The 20,497-nt window shown below is 39.4% G+C and carries 22 protein-coding genes; 19 read left to right on the top strand and 3 right to left on the bottom strand.

Annotation, left to right across the window (positions count from 1 at the left end):
* Positions 1–123 precede the first annotated feature (123 nt).
* Together ABH902_RS02070 and ABH902_RS02065 are read left to right on the top strand one after the other, a co-directional pair.
* Entirely contained in the window at positions 124–456 is a 333-nt protein-coding gene (locus ABH902_RS02070) for a PadR family transcriptional regulator (protein ID WP_404588865.1), read from the top strand.
* Positions 453–1,439, top strand: a complete 987-nt coding sequence (locus tag ABH902_RS02065; RefSeq protein WP_404588864.1) for a permease prefix domain 1-containing protein — start codon at positions 453–455, stop codon at positions 1,437–1,439. Before ABH902_RS02070 ends, ABH902_RS02065 begins: the two co-directional genes overlap by 4 nt.
* A 40-nt stretch (positions 1,440–1,479) precedes the next feature.
* Here the strand turns inward: ABH902_RS02065 and ABH902_RS02060 are convergent, their stop codons facing one another.
* Positions 1,480–2,025 (bottom strand): ECF transporter S component, encoded by a 546-nt coding sequence (locus ABH902_RS02060; RefSeq protein ID WP_404588863.1) that lies wholly within the window; start codon positions 2,023–2,025, stop codon positions 1,480–1,482.
* Positions 2,022–2,861: a bifunctional hydroxymethylpyrimidine kinase/phosphomethylpyrimidine kinase gene (gene thiD, locus ABH902_RS02055; RefSeq protein ID WP_404588862.1), complete on the bottom strand. Its 840-nt coding sequence runs from the start codon at positions 2,859–2,861 to the stop codon at positions 2,022–2,024. Before thiD ends, ABH902_RS02060 begins: the two co-directional genes overlap by 4 nt.
* A 320-nt stretch (positions 2,862–3,181) precedes the next feature.
* On the opposite strand from thiD, the gene ABH902_RS02050 reads away from it, so the two are divergent.
* The 8 genes from ABH902_RS02050 (at position 3,182) to thrB (ending at position 12,023) form a co-directional block, all read left to right on the top strand.
* Positions 3,182–4,615, top strand: a complete 1,434-nt coding sequence (locus ABH902_RS02050) for a PLP-dependent aminotransferase family protein (RefSeq protein WP_404588861.1) — start codon at positions 3,182–3,184, stop codon at positions 4,613–4,615.
* 39 nt (positions 4,616–4,654) lie between these two features.
* Positions 4,655–5,380: a nitroreductase family protein gene (locus ABH902_RS02045; RefSeq protein WP_404588860.1), complete on the top strand. Its 726-nt coding sequence runs from the start codon at positions 4,655–4,657 to the stop codon at positions 5,378–5,380.
* Between the two features lie 107 nt (positions 5,381–5,487).
* A complete protein-coding gene (locus ABH902_RS02040) occupies positions 5,488–7,215 on the top strand; it encodes a phospho-sugar mutase (RefSeq protein ID WP_404588859.1) in 1,728 nt (575 codons plus the stop codon).
* 86 nt (positions 7,216–7,301) lie between these two features.
* The gene (gene proC / locus ABH902_RS02035) at positions 7,302–8,078 is read left to right on the top strand and encodes a pyrroline-5-carboxylate reductase (protein WP_404588858.1); all 777 of its coding nucleotides are present in this window, start codon (positions 7,302–7,304) and stop codon (positions 8,076–8,078) included.
* A 310-nt stretch (positions 8,079–8,388) separates the two neighbouring features.
* Positions 8,389–8,676, top strand: a complete 288-nt coding sequence (locus ABH902_RS02030) for an ArsR/SmtB family transcription factor (protein WP_404588857.1) — start codon at positions 8,389–8,391, stop codon at positions 8,674–8,676.
* Positions 8,677–8,810: 134 nt separating this feature from the next.
* The gene (locus ABH902_RS02025; protein ID WP_404588856.1) at positions 8,811–10,100 is read left to right on the top strand and encodes a homoserine dehydrogenase; all 1,290 of its coding nucleotides are present in this window, start codon (positions 8,811–8,813) and stop codon (positions 10,098–10,100) included.
* Between the two features lie 4 nt (positions 10,101–10,104).
* A complete protein-coding gene (gene thrC / locus ABH902_RS02020) occupies positions 10,105–11,163 on the top strand; it encodes a threonine synthase (protein ID WP_404588855.1) in 1,059 nt (352 codons plus the stop codon).
* Positions 11,160–12,023: a homoserine kinase gene (gene thrB, locus ABH902_RS02015; protein WP_404588854.1), complete on the top strand. Its 864-nt coding sequence runs from the start codon at positions 11,160–11,162 to the stop codon at positions 12,021–12,023. The genes thrC and thrB overlap by 4 nt, the downstream gene beginning before the upstream one ends.
* Positions 12,024–12,117: 94 nt before the next feature.
* Here the strand turns inward: thrB and ABH902_RS02010 are convergent, their stop codons facing one another.
* On the bottom strand, positions 12,118–12,969 hold the full coding sequence (locus ABH902_RS02010) for a pyruvate, water dikinase regulatory protein (protein ID WP_404588853.1): 852 nt from the start codon (positions 12,967–12,969) through the stop codon (positions 12,118–12,120).
* Between the two features lie 98 nt (positions 12,970–13,067).
* On the opposite strand from ABH902_RS02010, the gene ABH902_RS02005 reads away from it, so the two are divergent.
* The 9 genes from ABH902_RS02005 to recO all read left to right on the top strand — a co-directional run bounded on the left by ABH902_RS02005 (position 13,068) and on the right by recO (position 20,402).
* Positions 13,068–13,508, top strand: a complete 441-nt coding sequence (locus ABH902_RS02005; RefSeq protein WP_404588852.1) for a Fur family transcriptional regulator — start codon at positions 13,068–13,070, stop codon at positions 13,506–13,508.
* 190 nt (positions 13,509–13,698) lie between these two features.
* A complete protein-coding gene (gene rpsU / locus ABH902_RS02000; RefSeq protein WP_002356740.1) occupies positions 13,699–13,875 on the top strand; it encodes a 30S ribosomal protein S21 in 177 nt (58 codons plus the stop codon).
* A gap of 25 nt (positions 13,876–13,900) precedes the next feature.
* On the top strand, positions 13,901–14,350 hold the full coding sequence (locus ABH902_RS01995; protein WP_404588851.1) for a GatB/YqeY domain-containing protein: 450 nt from the start codon (positions 13,901–13,903) through the stop codon (positions 14,348–14,350).
* A gap of 130 nt (positions 14,351–14,480) precedes the next feature.
* Entirely contained in the window at positions 14,481–15,443 is a 963-nt protein-coding gene (locus tag ABH902_RS01990; protein ID WP_404588850.1) for a PhoH family protein, read from the top strand.
* A gap of 41 nt (positions 15,444–15,484) precedes the next feature.
* The gene (locus tag ABH902_RS01985; protein ID WP_404588849.1) at positions 15,485–17,683 is read left to right on the top strand and encodes an HD family phosphohydrolase; all 2,199 of its coding nucleotides are present in this window, start codon (positions 15,485–15,487) and stop codon (positions 17,681–17,683) included.
* The gene (ybeY, locus tag ABH902_RS01980) at positions 17,683–18,159 is read left to right on the top strand and encodes an rRNA maturation RNase YbeY (RefSeq protein WP_404588848.1); all 477 of its coding nucleotides are present in this window, start codon (positions 17,683–17,685) and stop codon (positions 18,157–18,159) included. Before ABH902_RS01985 ends, ybeY begins: the two co-directional genes overlap by 1 nt.
* Positions 18,143–18,544 (top strand): diacylglycerol kinase family protein, encoded by a 402-nt coding sequence (locus ABH902_RS01975; RefSeq protein ID WP_404588929.1) that lies wholly within the window; start codon positions 18,143–18,145, stop codon positions 18,542–18,544. Before ybeY ends, ABH902_RS01975 begins: the two co-directional genes overlap by 17 nt.
* Before the next feature lie 11 nt (positions 18,545–18,555).
* Positions 18,556–19,458, top strand: a complete 903-nt coding sequence (gene era, locus ABH902_RS01970) for a GTPase Era (RefSeq protein ID WP_404588847.1) — start codon at positions 18,556–18,558, stop codon at positions 19,456–19,458.
* Positions 19,459–19,592: 134 nt separating this feature from the next.
* Positions 19,593–20,402, top strand: coding sequence for a DNA repair protein RecO (recO, locus tag ABH902_RS01965; protein ID WP_404588846.1), 810 nt, complete (start codon positions 19,593–19,595; stop codon positions 20,400–20,402).
* The last annotated feature ends 95 nt before the right edge of the window (positions 20,403–20,497 follow it).

Here is a 20,497-nt window from a genome sequence, read left to right as displayed (position 1 = left end):
AGCAGAGGAAAACAGGAAATGTTTTCTCTCTGCTTTTTTTACTTTACCTGTCGTAGTAATCGTGGTATGATAATTACAACGACAGACGTAGTACGTTAAGTGGAGTAATTTGGAGGTGTGAAAATGATCAGTAGTGACGCAATCAGAGGCTATAACGATACGTTTATTTTATCCGTTTTGCAGGAAGGTGATTCTTATGGCTATGCCATCTCAAAAAGGATTACCGAAATTTCAGAAAGCCATTATTCAATAAAGGAAACCACCTTGTACTCTGCTTTTAATCGTTTAGAAAAAAACGGCTTTATTGAGTCGTTTCCGGGACAAGTGACCCATGGGAAAAAAAGAACCTATTATCGAATTACCGCTTCAGGAAATGCGTATTTGCAAGAAAAAATAGCAGAATGGCACTTAACTAAAAAAGTGGTCGAATGTTTTATAAAGGAGGAAACAAAATGAAAACTATACGAGATTATATCGAAAGCTTATTTTTAGGAGTTAGTGAAACTGATCAAATCAAACAATTAAAAGAGGATTTACTGGCAGGTGCAGAAGATCGTTATGAAGACTTAAAGAATCAGGGGAAGACAGAAAATGAAGCGATTGGCGGAGTCATTGCTGAGTTCGGTACGATTGATGAATTACTGGAAGAAATGAATATTAAACACGAATTTGAAGACGAAACAGGCTACGAATTAAATGAAATAGCGGTAGAGGAAGCTGTTACCTTTTTAAACAAACGGCGCAAGGCTGCAACTATGATTGGTTTAGGCGTACTAGTTATTATGCTGGGAGCAGCTGCTTGTTTTGGATTAATGGGTGTTTATGGGGAAAATACTGCTGAAATTTTTGGCGTATTGTTCATCTTAATCGGAGCAGCTGTCGGCGTGCCGTTATTTATTATCGCTGGTACGAGCTTATCGAACGAAAGTAAAAAGCTGAATGATCGCTTCATTCCTCTAGCTGTCAAAAATGAAATGAAAAAACGAAAAGAACTTTTCCAGCGCTCCTTTGTCTTTTGTATTGCAACTGGCGTTGTTTTATGTATTTTATCCGTGATTCCTTTGATTGTCTTATCAGAGATGACCGGCTCAGAAAAAATGGAGCTTTTCGGATTGGCGCTTTTATTAACCATTGCCGGATTAGGAGTTTTCTTCTTTATTTTTGGTGGAGTCATCATGGGCAGTTTTACCAAAATGCTCGAATCAAAGTATTTTGTTTCTGATGAAGATGAGCTGGGACCTAATGCGCAGGTTGAACGTAATAGAAATAAACCAGAGTGGTTATTGCAGCTTGAACGCATTTTTTGGCCTGTGATTGGTGGAATATTTGTTATTCAAGGTTTTTTATTGGGGAACTGGGCAACCGGTTGGATCATTTTTCCAATTTCAGGAATCATTTTTGGCTTACTTGAATCTATTTTTAGCAGGAAAGAACGATAACGAAAAAAGACAAAAGTCCAGCGACTTTTGTCTTTTTTTATTAAATACTATTTCTAGAAAAGGTTCGCTCCAAGGCTTTTTTTAACGGGAAATACACTAAGCTGACAATCACAATTGTTGTTGCTACATTAATTAAGGTAGCAGGCAACTTACTAAAAGCCGCCATAAAAGCTATAGAGAAATTGGAGCCTGCCAAAACAGCGATGGTCGTATTTTTAAGCTGGGTCATGATGATTTTAACAATACCAGCGACAATGGTTACAATAAGAATTTTTCGGGCAGAATCGATTTTATGTTGGAAAAAATAAATCATTAAGGCTGCTGCACCGCCGACGATAAAACTTTCAACGAGAAAGTAAGGGGCTTCCAGTGCATAGCCATTCAATAAATCGAAAATAGCAAAGCCTAATCCGCCAGCTAAGGCCCCACGCTTATAGCCAATTAAAAGAACAGCCAGCAAGGAAACAGAATTACCCAAATGAACAAAAGCCCCGGGCATGGGAATTTTTATCATAGTAGCCAACATGGTTAAGGCAGCAAATAATGCGATTAACACAATTGAGGTAATGGATGATTGTTGTTTCATTGGCGATCTCCTTTTGATTCGGTCAGCCGTTCTTCTGCGTGATTATACGCACCATGCCAAACATGACCTAAGAATGGATTGATTTTTTGTCCGTTTTTGATGGCAGCTGCGACAAATTTTTTCGCTAAGGCTACTGCCTTTGCAACTGGATAGCCTTTGGCAAGTCCTGCTGTAACAGCTGCGGCAAAGGTACAACCTGCACCATGATTGAAATCCGTACTAAATAATTCTGCTTCAAATAAGGTAAACTCATGACCGTCATAAAAGAGATCAATCGCTTTGTCTGTGTGCAAACGATGACCGCCCTTAATAACCACATTTTTCGGTCCTAAAGTAATAATTTTCTTGGCTGCTTCTTTCATTTGATCAATTGAAGTTAATTCACCCATTTCAGCTAAAATACCCGCTTCGACTAAATTAGGTGTGGTAACCAAGGCTTTCGGTAAAAGTAGGCGTGTCATAGCTGCCACGTTTTCAGGCTGCAATAATTCACTAGTTCCTTTACAGGCCATGACAGGATCAATCACAATCTTGTCCATTTCAAATTGATCGATATACTTACGAGTGATTTCAATCGCTTCGATCGTACCGAGCATTCCTGTTTTCATCGCATCAAGTGCACCGCCGGCAAAAATTGTTTTTAATTGTCTTTCAACCAGTTCAGGCTCAATCGGCGTAACCAAATGACTCCAGCCTTCATCCGGATCCATCGTTACAATACTGGTTAAAGCAGAAAAACCAAATGTTCCATACTCCTCAAAAGTCTTTAAATCAGCCTGAATCCCCGCGCCACCGCTAGAATCAGAGCCAGCAACTGTTAATACCTTCTTTATCATAACAAAAACCTCGATTCTTTTAATATATTAAACCTATTATAAACATAACACCTGTTGACAAAAACAGCCAATTGGGTTATTTTCAACTCATCCAATTACTGCGAAACACAACGAGGAACGAGTTGATGTAGAGCAGTACGCGCGAAATGAGTTGTAATCTTTGATAAAGCCACAACGTAGTTTGAATTATTATTGAACGATCCTTACAAAAATAAATGAACAAAGCAAATCAGTTAATAAACATAGAAAATAGTTTTACTTCCATAATCAAGTAATAAAATCGCTCAAGGAATTTAAAAAGCAAAAAAGGAGCATAAAAGATGTGGTCAATCAAAAAGGAAAAAGGAGTACCGGTTTATATAAGCATTGTAGAATTAATCCTCGGATATATTAAAACTGGTCAGTTGCTGCCCGGTCAGCGTCTCCCGTCAGAAAGAAAATTAGCTGCAGCGCTTCAAGTGAATCGTTCAACCGTGGTGCATGCATTGGATGAGCTGACTGCATTGGGCTGGATTATCCGCAAACAGGGCAGCGGTACAATCGTAAATGAAGGGAAATGGGGCATCAGCACAACGCCTAGAACAGATTGGCGTCGATATCTGGAACAAAATGCATTTGCAAAAGTTCATCCCTTCATAGAAAAAATTGAACAGGCAGTGAAACAACCCAAAGAGCAGCAGCTGGATTTATATACTGGTGAACTACCACTTGACTTAATTCCTAGCTTTTCTTTTCCTCCATTAACTTGGAAACATTTTCTCGAGGAGGAACAGCAGGATGATTTTGGCTATTTGCCATTGAGACAGGCGATTAGTCGAGAAATGAAAAATGAATATGATTTTACCCTGCCATCAGAGAACTTACTGATTACTTCTGGTGCACAGCAGGCATTATTTTTAATTTTACAGGTATTATTACAGTCAGGCGATAGTGTAGCTATTGAGGATCCTTCATTTTTATATGCACTGCCTATTTTTCAAGCCGCGGGAATTCGTTTGTATGGCGTGAAAATGGATAAAGAAGGTATCTGCTTAAATGATTTGGAACAAACGATCCGTAAGCATCGGGTCAAGATGGTTATGGTCAATCCATCTTTTCAAAATCCTACAGGAAAAACAATGACACTGAAACGCAGACAAGCCTTGATTCAGCTATGTCAAAAATACCAAGTGCCTATTTTGGAAGATAATGTTTTCACGCAGTTGAATTTTATTGAAGCAGAAGAAATTCCTCCTTTAAAAAAGCTGGATCCGGAAAACGTTTTGTATATTGGCTCTTTGTCTAAAATACTTGGTTCAACGACCAAAATTGGCTGGTTAAGTGCACCAACCTCTGTTATCCGCCAACTAGCTGAGGCGAGAAAAATGATGGATTTTTCTTTAAGCATTTTCCCGCAACTTTTAGCAAATCTTGCACTCACCGATGAAGCCTTTGCTGAGAAAATAGCTGATTTGAAAGAAGAAGTGAAGCAACGTGGTCAAGCTGTTTACAAGATTATGGCGAATATGAAGGAATGGGACGTAGCTGAACCTCAAGGCGGATTTTATTTGTGGGCTACATGGAAAAAGGGCAGCCTGAAACCGAAAGACTGGTCTCGATTTTTGGAAATAGGCTTGCTGATCGCTCCTAGTTTTATATTTAGTGAACGGAACGACAGCATTCGGATCAATTTTTCGCGTGTAGCTCAAGCAGAATTACCCCTTTTTCAATCAAAAATACAAGCGATTACTGAAAAAATTGTCTCTGAGACTTAAACTCTATGCTAAAATAGAAAGAAACGGAGGCGAAGTGTTATGAACGAAACAATTCATCTATTAAAAGAACGTCGCAGTTATCGAGAGTTTGACCCAGAATATAAATTGCCTAAAGAAGAACTACAGGCGATTTTGGATGCGTCACGTCAAGCGCCCAGCTGGATGAATGGGCAATTTTACAGCATTATTGTGATTCAGGATCAAGCAATTCGTGAACAATTGGTGTCATGGAATCCCGGCAATCCTCATATGCTGAAAAGTTCAGTTTTTCTGCTTTTTGTTGGGGACCTATATCGAACAAAGCTAGTCAGTGAAGCACATAAAAGCGACTATTTAATCAATGAAAGTATTGAGTCAGTGTTGTTGGCGACCACAGATGCCGCATTAGCACTGGAAAACGCAGTAATTGCTGCGGATAGTTTTGGTTTAGGCTCAGTAGTGGTTGGCAGTGTCCGTAAAAATGGAAAAGAAATTTCAAAATTATTGGAGCTACCGGAAAATACGTTTCCTCTATTTGGCTTAAGTATCGGCAAGCCGATTGTAGAAATGAGAGTAAAACCACGATTGCCGGAAGCACTCGTTGTTCATTACGATCGTTATCAGCGTCCTGCCTATACCATGATAGAACAATATAATGAAACGATGGAACGTTTTGGCGAGGCGCGAGAAACAAAACGTTGGAGTCAGAAATTTGCAGATTATTTTGCCGCAAAACCTGCCCTTGTCACAGATCAATTGCTGAAATTACAAGGGATCATTCAATGATAATTGTCTGTCTTCACGAGTATTGTAGGCATTGCTTTTCTCTAAAGCATTAGGATGATATACTAGAAGATGAGATAAAAACAATAGAAAAAAAAGAGGTGCTGAATATGTCTTGGCAACAAGTATATGAACAATGGTTAAATGAAGAGAACCTGCCGGAAAATTTAAAAGCAGAATTAAAAGATTTAAATGAAGATCCTGAAAAATGTGAGGATGCATTTTATGCGCCTTTAGAATTTGGTACAGCGGGGATGCGCGGCATTTTAGGCGCCGGCATTAACCGTATGAATATTTTTACTGTTCGTCAGGCAACAGAAGGCTTGGCTCGCTTTATGGATGCACAAGGAATAGAAGTGAAACGCCGCGGCGTAGCAATTGCCTATGATTCTAGACATATGTCTCCAGAATTTGCAATGGAAGCAGCGAAAACCTTGGCGCAGCACAATATTCAGGCCTATGTTTTTGAAAGCTTACGTCCAACTCCGGAGTTATCGTTTGCAGTTCGTCATTTAAATGCCTTTTCAGGAATTATGATTACGGCTTCACACAATCCAGCAGCATATAATGGTTACAAAGTCTATGGAGAAGACGGCGGACAAATGCCACCGGCAGATGCAGATGCTTTAACCAAATATGTTCGTGCCGTTGAAAATCCGTTAAAGGTTGAAGTGCTTTCTGAAAATGAAGCGCAGATGAGTGACTTAATCACCATTATTGGTGAAGAAGTGGATGCTGAATATTTAAAAGAGCTTCAAACAGTCACGATTAACCAAGCGTTGATTGACGAAATGGGGAAAGAATTAAAATTAGTCTATACACCATTACATGGTACAGGAAAAATGTTAGGAGAAAAAGCGCTGCAGCAAGCCGGTTTTGAAAAATTTGTCATTGTACCAGAACAAGCAGTGGCAGATCCTAACTTTACTACGGTAAAATCACCAAATCCGGAAGAGCATTCTGCTTTTGAATATGCGATTCGTTTGGGTGAAAAAGAAGGCGCTGATCTTTTAATCGCCACGGATCCGGATGCTGATAGATTAGGAGCAGCTGTCCGTTTACCTGATGGAACCTATCAAGTGTTGACCGGTAATCAACTGGGTGCCATTATGATTCAGTATATTTTGAAGGCACACCAGCAAGCAGGCACACTACCTGAAAATGCGGTTGTTTTAAAATCTATTGTTTCCAGTGAATTAGCGACAGAAATCGCTAAAAAATACGATACAAAAATGGTGAACGTTTTAACGGGCTTCAAGTTTATTGCTGAAAAAATTCAACAATACGAAGTAGATCAGTCCCAAAGCTTTATGTTCGGCTTTGAAGAAAGCTACGGCTATTTAGTTAAGCCCTTCGTTCGTGATAAAGATGCGATTCAAGCGCTTGTTCTGTTAGCTGAAGTAGCTGCGTATTACAAAAAAGAAGGTAAAACCTTGTACGACGGCTTGCAAGATATCTTTGAAGAATACGGCTATTTTGAAGAAAAAACCATTTCTGTTACCTTAAGCGGTATTGAAGGTAGTGAAAAAATCAAAGCTTTAATGGCTAAGTTCCGTGAAGAAGCACCAAAAGCGTTTGCTGAAGTTCCGGTAACTCAAACAGAAGATTTCAAAGCATTAATCCGGGTAACAACGGCAGATGGTCATTCTGAAGCTTTAAAAACACCACCTGCGGATGTTCTGAAATATTATTTGGAAGACGGCAGCTGGATTGCTATTCGGCCTTCCGGCACTGAACCCAAAATTAAATTCTATATAGCTACAAGAGCGGCTTCACAAGAAGAAGCTGATCAAAAAATCAAAGAATTTGAAGAAGCAATTAACACTTTAACAGCTTAAAAAATAATTGAAGCAAATAGTCGTCGCTTTTGCTGCGGACTATTTGTTTCAATCTGTTTTACAGCAAAATCTAGGAGTGATGGTTAATGAATATCGGGTTTATCGGCGCCGGTCATATGGGCAGCGCCATGATTAAAGGGTTACTAAACGCCTCGTTTGTATCGCCAGAACAATTATTTGTCAAAGGCGGCTCTAGCGGTACTGTCGAAGCACTGCAAAAAGAACTGGGCTTTCAACTAATGCAAGACTATCAAGAATTAAAAGACTGCCAAATTATTTTTATTGCTACCGGAGCAAAAATCGTGCTGGAGGTCTTGAAAGAAGCAGCACCTTTCATGGCTAAAGAAAGTATTCTAATTTCTGTTGCAACTGGTCACACCGTAAAAGAGGCGCAGGCAGCGGTTGGTAAGGACATTCATGTTGTTCACGCTATTCCAAATACGCCTGTTAGTGTGAATGAAGGAATGATCGGCGCTGCTTTTGCAGAAGGTATGCCGGCATCAGCTAAAGAGCAAGCATTAAAGGTTTTAGAGGTGCTGGGTAAGGTTGAGGAAGTCAATGAAAATCTTTTAGGAACCTTTGGAACGGTAGCTGGCTGTAGTCCTGCTTTTGTGGATATCTTTATGGAGGCATTAGCCGATGGAGCAGTAATGGAAGGCATGCCACGCGCATTAGCTTATGATGTCGTAGCACAAATGCTACTTGGATCAGCAAAACTAGCCATTGAAACTCAAAGACATCCTGGTGAATTAAAAGACGGCGTAACTTCTCCGGGAGGCAGCACAATTAAAGGTGTCGCTGCTTTAGAAAAAAATGGCTTTAGATATGCAGTGATGGATGCAGTGAAACAAGCGAATAGCTAAAAAGATCTAATAAGACGCTCATAAAAATCAGTGTTTCAACTGATTTTTATGGGTTCTTTCTTTTCATAAGGCTAGGACAGAAGTGTTAAGCTCCGAGAACCAAGAGAAGGTACACTCATCATCGAATCACTTCGTTCTTCGTGACTCAACGTAATAAGAAGGAGTTACTGCTGCTCCCGCCGTTTGTACGTGTTCAGAGGATGGATCAAAACTATTTTTTAATTTTGCCCCGATCTTGAGAAAAATTTTAGCCACTTTTTGAGGAAGTTTGTTATAATAAGCAAGGAGAAAAAGGAAAGGAAGCTCAGCAATGAAAGAAACAGAAGAAATTCAAAAAGTCAGCCAATTATACAAAGTGTTGAGTGATCCAACCAGATTAAGGATATTACTTTTATTGAAGCAGGGAGAATTAAATGTTACGGCGATTGGTACAAAGCTTTCAATGGAGCAGTCAGCTGTTTCTCATCAATTAAAACTACTCCGTGATACGCACGTGGTTCGTTCCAGAAGAGAAGGCAAAACAATTTATTACAGACTGGATGATCACCACGTTATCGATATTCTTACTCAAACATTCGAACATGTGAAACATCAATAACTTGCCTTTTCTATGATTTCCCGTGGAAATTCATGGAAAAGGGTAGTTTTTTTTTCGGCAGTTCGTTATACTAGATACATGTTTTATTAGAAGAAGATGAAATGTTTCTAATTTTTATAGCTGGAGGAAGAAGGATGCAAGAAAAGTTAAAGATTGGTCTACTTGGTCTCGGTACAGTCGGATCAGGAGTGCCGACAATTTTACAAGAACATCAGGAAAAGATTTCTCAAGTAACTGGAATGGAAGTGGTGGTTTCCAAAGCATTGGTTCGCGATGAGGACGAAAAGAAACGTCAGGCGGATAGATTTGATATTCAGTTGACAACCGATATTGATGAGATTATTAATGATGATGAGATCAAAATCGTTGTAGAATTGATAGGAAAAGTGGAGCCAGCGAAAACCTTCATTACAAAAGCTTTAAAAAACGGCAAGCATATTGTAACGGCGAATAAAGATCTTTTAGCGCAGCATGGTAGTGAATTAGTTGCCTTGGCTCAGGAGAATCAGTGTGATCTTTATTATGAAGCAAGCGTTGCCGGCGGCATTCCTATTTTAAGAACCATTGCCAATAGTCTAGCGGCGGATAATATTCAAAAGGTTTTAGGGATTGTTAACGGTACGACTAATTATATGCTGACGCAGATGGTTTCTGAGAAGAAAGCTTATGATCAGGCCTTGCAAGAGGCGCAGGAGCTGGGCTTCGCTGAATCTGATCCAACGAATGACGTGGATGGTATAGACGCTGCTTATAAAATGGTTATTTTAAGCCAATTTGCGTTCGGTATGAATATTGAATTGAATCAGGTTGACACTCGAGGAATCCGTGGCTTATCGCTGGACGATGTGGAGATGGCCGCTCATTTAGGCTATGAAGTGAAGCTGATCGGTTCTTCAGAAAATATTGACGGCAGTATTGCTGTAGAAGTTGGGCCAATGTTAGTCGCTAAAGCACATCCGATCGCTTCTGTCCGCAATGAATTTAATGCGGTTTTCATTGAAAGCTCAGGTGTAGGGGAATCCATGTATTATGGACCGGGAGCAGGTGCAAAACCGACAGCGACAAGCGTGGTCAGCGATATTATTACCATTGCTAAAAACATTCGTTTAGGAACAACTGGACATATGTTTAATGCCTATCAACACGACACCAAGCTTGCAGCTGATCAGTCAATTTCAGGAAAATACTATTTTTCCATTGAAGTGCCGGACAGACAAGGACAGATTTTAAAATTAACGCAATTAATGACCGCAGCAAACGTCAGCTTTGACCAATTGGTTCAGCAAAAATCCGATGGTACTAGAGCCAGAATTGTGGCAATTACACATACAATCACGAAAGCACAAATGAAAAAAGTGATAACAGAAATTAAAGCAACAGAAGAATTTGATTTGTTAAATACATTTAAAGTACTGGGGGATTAAAGCAATGTATGAAGGACTTTTAAAACAATATAAAGAATATTTACCGATTACTGACAAAACACCGATGATCTCACTAGCGGAAGGGAATACACCATTGATTCCGTTGCCCCATTTATCTAAGGAATTGGGGATTACTTTGTATGGAAAATATGAAGGATTGAACCCGACTGGCTCCTTTAAAGACCGTGGCATGGTGATGGCTGTTGCAAAAGCGGTGGAAGAAGGTGCTAAAGCGATTGTTTGTGCTTCGACCGGGAATACCAGTGCGGCGGCAGCGGCATATGCGACTAGAGCTGGCGTTAAAGCCTATGTTGTTATTCCGGATGGGAAAATTGCAATGGGCAAGTTAGCGCAGGCAATTGTTTACGGAGCGGATATTATTTCCATCCCTGGAAATTTTGATGAAGCATTGAAAGCTGTACGCGATATTGCCAAGACAGAAGCAGTACAATTGGTAAATTCAGTGAATCCCTATCGTTTGGAAGGGCAAAAAACGGCGGCTTTTGAAGTCTGTGAACAGTTGGGCAAGGCACCAGACGTTTTAGCGATTCCTGTAGGGAATGCCGGAAATATTTCCGCTTACTGGAAAGGCTTTAAAGAATGGCATGATAAAAAAGGGACGCTTTTACCACGGATGCACGGTTTTGAAGCAGAAGGTGCCGCTGCTATCGTAAGAGGAGAAGCGATCAAAGAGCCTGAAACGATTGCTACGGCAATCCGAATTGGAAATCCTGCCAGCTGGCAATTGGCCGAAGCAGCACGTGATGAATCCAATGGCTACATTGATGCAGTGACAGATGAAGAAATTTTAAATGCTTACCGTAAAGTTGCGGCGCAGGATGGTGTTTTTGTTGAACCAGGTTCGGCAGCTTCGTTGGCTGGTGTGATTCAGCATGTCAAATCCGGCAAAATCAAACCAGGTGAAACAGTCGTTACTGTCTTTACCGGCAATGGCTTAAAAGATCCAGATACAGCTATCAACGCAACGGATGTGAAAATTTCTAAAATGAGTGATGTGGAAGAAATGCGTTTGCATTTACGTAATGGAGTGTCTGAGCTATGAAAATAAGAATTCCCGCGACCAGTGCAAATCTTGGTCCAGGATTTGACTCTTGTGGTATTGCGCTTTCCCAATATCTTAATATCGAAGTTTTGGAAGAAGCGGATGATTGGAAAATTATTCATTCTTTAGGAGACGAGATACCGACCGATGAAAGCAATCTTTTACTGCAAACAGCCTTAAAACTTGCACCGAAGCTTTCACCAAAAGTTTTAAAAATGACCTCTGATATACCACTTGCCAGAGGTCTTGGTAGTAGTTCCAGCGTGATTGTTGCCGGTATTGAATTGGCTAATCGCTTAGGAAAGTTGAATTTATCTCAAAAACAAAAGGTACAAATTGCGACGGAAATTGAAGGACATCCTGATAATGTGGCGCCTGCTATTTGCGGAGATTTTGTCGTGGCTAGTTACGTGGATGGTGAAGTCCATTCTGTGAAGCATCATTTTCCGTTATGTGATGTGATTGCTTATGTACCAAACACACAGTTATTGACTTCTGAAAGCCGCAGTGTCTTGCCGCAAACGTTATCTTATCAAGAGGCAGTACAGGCGAGCTCCATTGCCAATGTGATGATCGCTGCTATTTTAAACGGTAATTTACCGTTAGCTGGGGTGATGATGGAAAAGGATCGCTGGCATGAAGCGCATCGTAGAAAACTAGTTCCTCATCTCGATCAGATTCGTGAATTGGGCCATAAGATTGGTGCCTATGGCGCGTTTTTGAGCGGCGCCGGGCCTACAGTATTAATTCTATCACCGGAAGAAAAAACAGAGCAAATGGTCGCGGCTCTAAAAGAAATCCCTCTTTCTGCTACGATTAATGTTTTAGCAGTCGATCAAGAAGGAATTCAGGTATTTTAATGAATAAAAATAAGAACCGATCCTTAAACACTAGATTTTTAAGTCTAATGTTTAAAGGTCGGTTCGTTGTTTTGCTCAGAAAAACGACGAATGATTAAGCATCGATACTTTCAGTAGTATAGTAGCTGTGATCTTCTAAGTCTAAGGCATTTAAAATCATAGAAGCTGTTTCTTCAATGGATAATGAAGCAACATTAATCACTACGCAACCCAGTTTTTCGTAAAGTTCATTAGCAAAAGCCAGCTCAGTTCGGATTTTTTCAATATCTGAATAGGAGGTATCAGCCGGAAGTCCATAGGTTCTCATGCGTTCTTTTCGAATGCCGTTCAAAATCTCTGGATCATTTGTTAAACCAACAATTTTTTTAGGATTGGTTTCCCATAATTGCTTTGGCAAATGGGCTTCCGGAATTAACGGTAAATTAGCGACTTTTAAGTTTTTGTTAGCCAAGAACAAGCTAAGCGGCGTTTTCGAGGTGCGCGAAACTCCTAGTAGGAGCACATCAGCTTCCAAAAAGCCGCGTGGGTCCTTGCCATCATCATATTTTACGGCAAATTCCATTGCCTCAATACGTTTAAAGTAGTTTTCATTCAAATGATGTAATGCTCCCGGTTCTCTTGTAGGAGCAACTCCTGTCAAACGTTCAATTTCAGCGACTGGAGGTGTTAAAATATCAAAATGATAAAGATTATTTTCTTCGAAGAATTCATTCGCGATTTTAACAAGACGATCGTTGACAATCGTATGTAAAACCATAGCATCAGCTTTTTTAGCATCCTCGAGTGCTTTTCTTAGCTTATCCTCTTCTTTAGCGAAAGTTCTTCTGATTAAAGTAAAATCAACAGTGGGGTATTGTGCCATGGAAGCTGCTGCTAATTTTGAGGCAGTTTCGCCGGCTGAATCAGAAATGACAAAAATCGTCACACATTTTTTTTCTGTCGTCATAGTCTTATTCCTCTCTTGCTTTTTTTATAGAAATAGTATACCATACCTTCATGAATCTTATTCGTAATGATTCTGATTTATCCTTTGGAGGCGTTAAAATGAATGAGTCAAATTCTCAAGTTAAACAGTCGTTAGCCGTTATGAAAGAACATGGCTTGAAATATACTAAAAAACGCGAAGCGATGATTACTTATCTGATTCGACGCAATCGTTATATTTCTGCGCGCGAAGTATACGAATATATGAATCAAGAATACAAAGGAATCAGTTATGATACAATTTATCGTAACTTGCGTGATTTTGAAGCCTTTGCTTTATTGGAAACTACAGAATTAAATGGCGAACAAAAATTTCGTTTTCATTGCTGCCAAGAAGTAGGCCACCATCATCATTTTATTTGTACGGTTTGCGGAAAAACGAAAGAAATTCACATGTGTCCGATGGATTTTTTTAAAGAGCAATTAAGCGGCTGTGAAATTGAAGGGCACCGTTTTGAAATTTTCGGTCGTTGTGAAGAATGCCGCGGCGATAATTTGTAAAAAGGCTTGAAAGCAGTGTTGTGTTTAAAAATTTACGCATTTTGAAACTTTTTTGTATATTTTTTAAGACAGAGGTTGACGTTAAAATAACCATTAGATATAATATACTAAGAACGGTATTTTATTTATGTTGTTTTATTCATAAATACAAAAAACGGTTACTTTTTAAGCTCGGAGGGAGGGAATTAACATGTCAAAAACTGTTGTTCGTAAAAACGAATCTCTTGACGATGCTCTTCGTCGCTTCAAACGTTCCGTTTCAAAAGCGGGTACTTTACAAGAATCTCGTAAACGTGAATTCTACGAAAAACCAAGTGTAAAGCGTAAGAAAAAATCTGAAGCAGCTAGAAAGCGTAAAAAATTCTAGTTTTCGATGAATTGGAGCTGGTTGTATGTCATTACTTACGACACTGAATGACGATATCAAAACTGCGATGAAAGCAAAAGATAAAGAAACATTGTCTGTGCTTCGCATGTTGAAGACAGCCATTCAAAATGAGCAGATTAAAGCTGGCCGTGATTTGAACGGAGAAGAAGAGTTAACAGTTTTATCTCGTGAGATGAAACAACGCAGAGACTCTTTAGCAGAGTTTGAAAAAGCGGGACGTGATGATCTTGCTGACAAAGCGAAAATCGAAATAACAATTGTTGAAAAATATATGCCCGAGCAACTTTCAGAAGAAGAGATTCGTCAGATTGTTCAAGCGGCAATTGATCAGACTGGAGCAAGCTCAGCCAAGGAATTTGGTAAGGTAATGGGCGCTGTGATGCCGAAAGTAAAAGGTAAAGCAGTCGGAAACCAGGTCAATGCAATTGTAAAAGAATTACTACAAGAGAATTAGTCTTAAGGACCAACGGGAAGCCGTTGGTTTTTTTGTTCAAATAGATCCTAAAAAGGATGACTTCTTTTTTATAAATTAATAATGTGGTATGATTGTTAGGAATGAAAAAAATAAAGGAGATGGGCTTTTTTTGACAGAAAATCAGTCGGTGTCGTTAGAATTGAAATTAACTGATTCTGATGATGTGAGTATGCTTTTAGGAACCCATGATAAACACATAAAATTTTTAGAAGACAATTCTGCTGTCACCATTAATACAAGAGGCGAAACGATCCAGTTAATTGGAGAAGAAGCAGAGGTTCAACTAATTGCTACGGTAATCAGAACACTTCAGGTCTTAATTCAGCGAGGAATCAAGATCAGTACACCTGATGTTGTTTCGGCCTTAAAAATGGCAAGAAGTAATGATTTGGATAAATTTATGGCAATGTATGAAGAAGAGATCATGAAGGATCATCATGGCAGAGCCATTCGTATTAAAAATATTGGTCAAAAGAATTATGTGGCCGCGGTGCGCAGTCATGATGTAATCTTTGGGATCGGTCCAGCTGGTACCGGTAAAACGTTTCTAGCCGTTGTGATGGCGATTGCTGCATTAAAAAAAGGCGAGGTCCAAAAGATCATTTTAACACGTCCGGCAGTCGAAGCAGGGGAAAGTCTGGGGTTTTTACCCGGAGATTTAAAAGAAAAGGTTGATCCTTATCTGCGTCCTGTTTATGATGCCTTGTATCAAGTATTTGGGATGGAGCATACTAATCGCTTAATGGAACGCGGTGTAATTGAGATTGCACCGCTGGCCTATATGAGAGGACGCACGCTAGATGATGCTTTTGTCATTCTTGATGAAGCGCAAAATACTACCGTGGCTCAAATGAAAATGTTCCTGACAAGACTTGGTTTTAATTCAAAAATGATTGTTAATGGCGATGCAAGTCAAATTGATTTACCAAAGGGAGTGACAAGCGGACTGGTTCATGCGCAAAAGACTCTTCAAAGCATTCACCAAATTGCTTTTGTTCAGTTTGATGCCAATGATGTAGTAAGACATCCGGTAGTTGCTCAAATTATTCGAGCCTACGAACAAGCAGATTAAAATTCGTAGGCACAATGTTGCGGAAAGGAGTGGAAATTCCGTTGAAACACTCATTAATAAAGCTGCGTGATAAATTAGGCAAAGCCTTTATTCCGTTGCTGCTGTTGCTTTTTTCAGCTTTCTTATTTATCGTCATGTTTGGTAGTGTCTATCAAAAGAGAGTCGAAATTAAAGCCGGTCAGTTGGCTGAAAAAACGATTCGTGCCAACAAAAACATCGAAAATACGCATGAAACCAATGCTAAGAAAAAATTAGCTGCTGAAGCAATTACACCGGAGTACATGTATCAAGAAGATACAGCCGGTGTTCAGCATAAACGAATTGAAAAGTTGTTTAAATTAATCGTTACAGCAAATGAAAAAACAGATAAAGAATATCAAGAGAAACAAGCGAAGGCGAAAAAGGATGAAACGATTCCCAAGCCAACGATTGAGGAAAGAGTAGCGAATCTAAAAGCACAATTTGAATCGCTGGATCAGGATGAACTCTCCTTTTTCCAAAAATTGCCTAATTCGTTTTATCAAAATATTTTTGCTTTGACCAACAATCAGATTCAACAAGTAAAAACGGAAAGCTTAAAGATTATTGATGAAAAAATGAAGGACCACGTAAGAGAAGCTGATTTAAGCAAAATTCGTCAAAGTGCGATCGAAAAAATCCAGTTTCTTGATGTGACTCCAACCATGCAGCAGGAAATTCGCTATCTTGTCAATGAAGGAATTGTCGTCAATGATTTTCCTAACGATAAGAAAACAGAAGAGCTACGTCAAAATGCGATGGATGCAGTTCAGCCGTCAATGATTTATCAAGGTGAAATCATTGTGCGTGAAGGAACACAAATTGATTCCAAAGCAATGGAAAAGCTTGAGCTTTTAGGTATGACGAATCAAAGCACCTCGGTTTTTCCGATTGTAGCTCTTGCATTGGCGATTTTACTGCAAGTGTTAGTACTGATCTTTTTTACTAAGCAAGTGACTGAAGACGGCAAACGGCGGCATTTTATACTGTTTTATGTGAGTGCTATGTCTTTAAGCATTTTACTAATGAAATTTTTCCAGATTTTCCAGTCAGAACAAATGATGTATATTTCCTTATTCTTCCCTGCGGCGTTTACACCGCTTGTATTAAATTCATTTGTTAATCGTAGAGCTGGTATATTAGCAGCCATTTTCCAAGTAGTCTTTTCGCTTTTTGTTTTTTATAATTCGATTGGAACCAATTCATTGACCATTATTTTGGTGAGTTATGCATTCTCCGGTATGCTGGCGACTGTAGTTAAACGAACACGAATTAGTGAACAAGGATTAGTGGCAATCTTTTGGGTGGTTATTTTTCCGGTATGTATGGATTTTATTCTAATGATCTATCAAGGGATGAGCGTGCTTGACGGTAAATCCTGGACGATGATGATCTGTGCTTTAGCGGGAACGACTTTGTCATTTCTTTCAAGCATGGGCTTGCACCCTTACATTGAATTATTGGTGACGGATGACAGTATGATTGTACTGAACGAGTTAAGCAATCCGAATCATCCATTGTTAAAACAATTGTTGGAGGAAGCACCGGGAACGTATCATCACAGTATGATGGTGGCCAGCTTAAGTGCTAATGCGGTTGCTGAAATCGGCGGTCGTTCATTATTAACTCGTGTGGCTTGTTATTATCATGATATTGGCAAAATCAAGCATGCCAACTTCTTTGTTGAAAATCTGCCGGCTGGTGCAGAGAATCCACATAATTTCTTATTGCCTGAAGATAGCAAACAAATTATTTTTGGTCATGTGATTGATGGCGCTAAAATTTTAGAAGATTATCGTATGCCTTCAATGGTGATTGATATTTGCTATCAGCATCATGGCACAACCTTAATGAAGTTCTTCTATTTTAAAGCCAAGGAACGCAATCCTGATATTAAGGAAGAAGAATTCCGTTATCCTGGACCAAAACCGCAAACAAGAGAAGCAGGGATTGTCAGCATTGCTGATACCTGTGAAGCGGCTGTTCGGGCAATGGATTCTCCCACAAATGAAAAAATTAAAGAATTTGTTCATTCCGTCATTCAAGATCGGATTGCAGATGGTCAATTAGACGAATGTGGCTTGACAATGAAGGAAATTCGTACGGTTGAAAAATCCCTGATTAACGGATTATGCAGTACCTTCCATTCAAGAATCAAGTATCCTAAAATGAAATCTGAAGCTGAAAAAATGCGGGATGAACAAGAAAAGAGAGATGACTAATGGATATTACCTTCATCGATGAAACTGAAAAACTATCATCAGAAAATCTGCAGGAGGTCGAACGTTTGCTGCAGTTTGCTGCGGAGCATTTGCAGATTGCAGGAGATACAGAGATGTCTGTGACATTTATGGATAATGCAGGTATTCAAGTGATTAATAGAGATTATCGTGGCAAAGATACGCCTACTGATGTTATCAGTTTTGCTTTAGAAGAAGAATCAGAAGATGAGCTACCAATTATTTTCGAAGAAGAAGAAGAGCTTTTTCCGAGAAATTTAGGAGATCTGATGATTTCGACTGAACGAGCAGCGGAGCAGGCGGAGGAATATGGCCATACCTTTGAACGGGAATTAGGCTTTTTAGCTGTTCATGGCTTTTTACATTTGAACGGCTACGATCATATGGAGCCGGCTGATGAGAAAGAAATGTTTGGTTTACAGAAAGAGATTTTAGATGCCTATGGACTCAAAAGATAAGCGCACTGAAAAAAACAAACATTTCATTACTTCTCTGGAGTTTGCTGTTCAAGGAATCAGAACGGTTTTTAATGAAGAGCGCAATATGCGTACGCACGTATTTATGGGAATTGCGGCTTTAATTGCCGGCGTTCTTTTTCACCTTGCACTTTCTGAATGGCTATGGTTAATTCTTGCTATTTTTCTGGTGTTAGTGGTAGAAATTATCAATACAGTGTTTGAAAATGTGGTGGATATGGTAACAGATTTTCATTTTCATCCAATTGGCAAGAAAATTAAAGATATGGCTGCAGGGGCAGTGTTATTGACAACGCTCTTTGCAGTGGTGATAGGCCTGTTTATTTTTGGACCGAAAATATGGCAGCTGGTAAAAGACTTTTTATAGAGGAGAAAATAATGACTGAATCGCACAAATCAGGATTCGTAGCAATTGTAGGAAGACCGAATGTTGGTAAATCTACGCTGCTAAATCGAATCGTAGGACAAAAAATTGCTATTATGAGCGACAAAGCGCAAACAACTAGAAATAAGATACAAGGAATCTACACGGTTCCTGCGGCTCAAATTGTGTTTATTGATACGCCTGGAATTCACAAACCGAAGCATCGTTTAGGTGATTTCATGGTTGAAACGGCTTATAGTGCGTTAAGAGAAGTCGATGCAACGTTGTTTATGATCAGCGCAGATCAAAAACGCGGCAGAGGGGATGACTTTATTATTGAGCGGTTGAAGGCGATGAAGAGTCCTGTTTATTTGGTCATCAATAAAATTGATACGATTCATCCCGATCAGCTGTTAAGCATTATTGAAGATTATTCTAGTCAAATGACGTTTAAAGAAGTTATTCCGATTTCCGCTACTGAGGGGAATAATGTGAACCGCTTAATGGATATTCTTGTCGAACAAATGCCGGAAGGACCGCAATATTTTCCAGACGATCAAGTAACAGATCACCCGGAGTATTTTATTGTTTCTGAATTAGTTCGGGAAAAAGTGTTGTTACTTACACGTGATGAAATTCCGCATTCGGTTGCCGTTGTGGTAGATTCTATGAAACGTGATGAAAATGATAAGGTTCATGTTCAAGCAACAATTATAGTCGAACGTGACAGCCAGAAAGGGATTATTATCGGTAAGGGCGGTAAAATGCTGAAACAAATCGGTACCAAAGCCCGACAGGATATCGAACATCTACTGGATGACAAAGTCTACCTTGAATTGTGGGTAAAAGTTCAAAAAGACTGGCGCGATAAAAAAATCTACTTACAGGATTTCGGTTACCGTAAAGAAGAATACTAAGCATGGAAACAGATGAGCGCAAGAGTTGCTGTCGCTCATCTGTTTATTAGATATAGAGTGGGAATCAAAACAACAGGTTTTGTCTAGCACTCTTTATCTTTTTTTTGTTAAAATAGGGAAATGGAGGTGTGGTAATGGCAGTAGGAGAAACGAAGGGCATTATTTTATTTACCAAGGATTATAAAGAAAAAGATAAACTTGTTAAAATATTTACCGAATCTTTTGGCAAGCTGATGTTTTTCGTCAAAGGTGCTCATCGTAAAAATAATCCCATTGGTCCGGCGATTTTGCCGTTTACGGAAGCTGTTTATATTGGCGATTTTCGGGAGGACGGCTTATCATTTTTGAACGGCAGTAAAGAAGTTCAGCCGTTTCGTCTAATTCAGGAAGATATTTTTGTGAATGCCTATGCAACGTATATCTTGAATCTTGTGGATGCTGCGATTGAAGACAAGACCTATGACCCTAATTTATATGCTTTTACTCATCAGGCATTAACTTTGCTGAATGAACAAAAAGATGCTGAAATAATCACCAATATTTTTGAAATTCAACTGTTGCATCGTTTCGGTGTCAGTCCAGAATGGCTGCACTGTGCCATTTGCCAGGAAACGCAGGGAAAGTTTGATTATTCTTCAAAGTACAATGGGGTTTTATGTGAAAGACACTGGCAATTTGATGAGCGGCGCTATCATGCAGACCCTAGAGCGATTCATTTTATTCGCTTGTTTTCAGCTATTTCTTATGATAAGGTTCAGGATATTAATGTTAAACCAGAAACCAAAACCGCGATCAGAAAAACGATTGATGAGCTTTATGATGAATACGTAGGCATTCACTTGAAAAGTAAAAAATTTATCGATCAGATGAAAAGCTGGGAAGATACATTGAAAATTCCCAAACGCGGCTCGGATTCTAATAATCCGACTCCTCCGTCTGACTGAAAGTGCAAACTAGTTAAAAAGCATTGACAAGCACAGCGGCAAGGCTTATTATAAATAATATCAACGATACATGCAGTGAGAAAGAGGAGTAAAAA

The sequence above is a fragment of the Enterococcus sp. UD-01 genome (genome assembly GCF_044909655.1).
In the GTDB taxonomy this organism is placed as follows: domain Bacteria; phylum Bacillota; class Bacilli; order Lactobacillales; family Enterococcaceae; genus Enterococcus_L.
The sequence above is the reverse complement of the archived record's forward strand: the minus strand, read 5'-3'. Positions and strand labels throughout refer to the sequence as shown.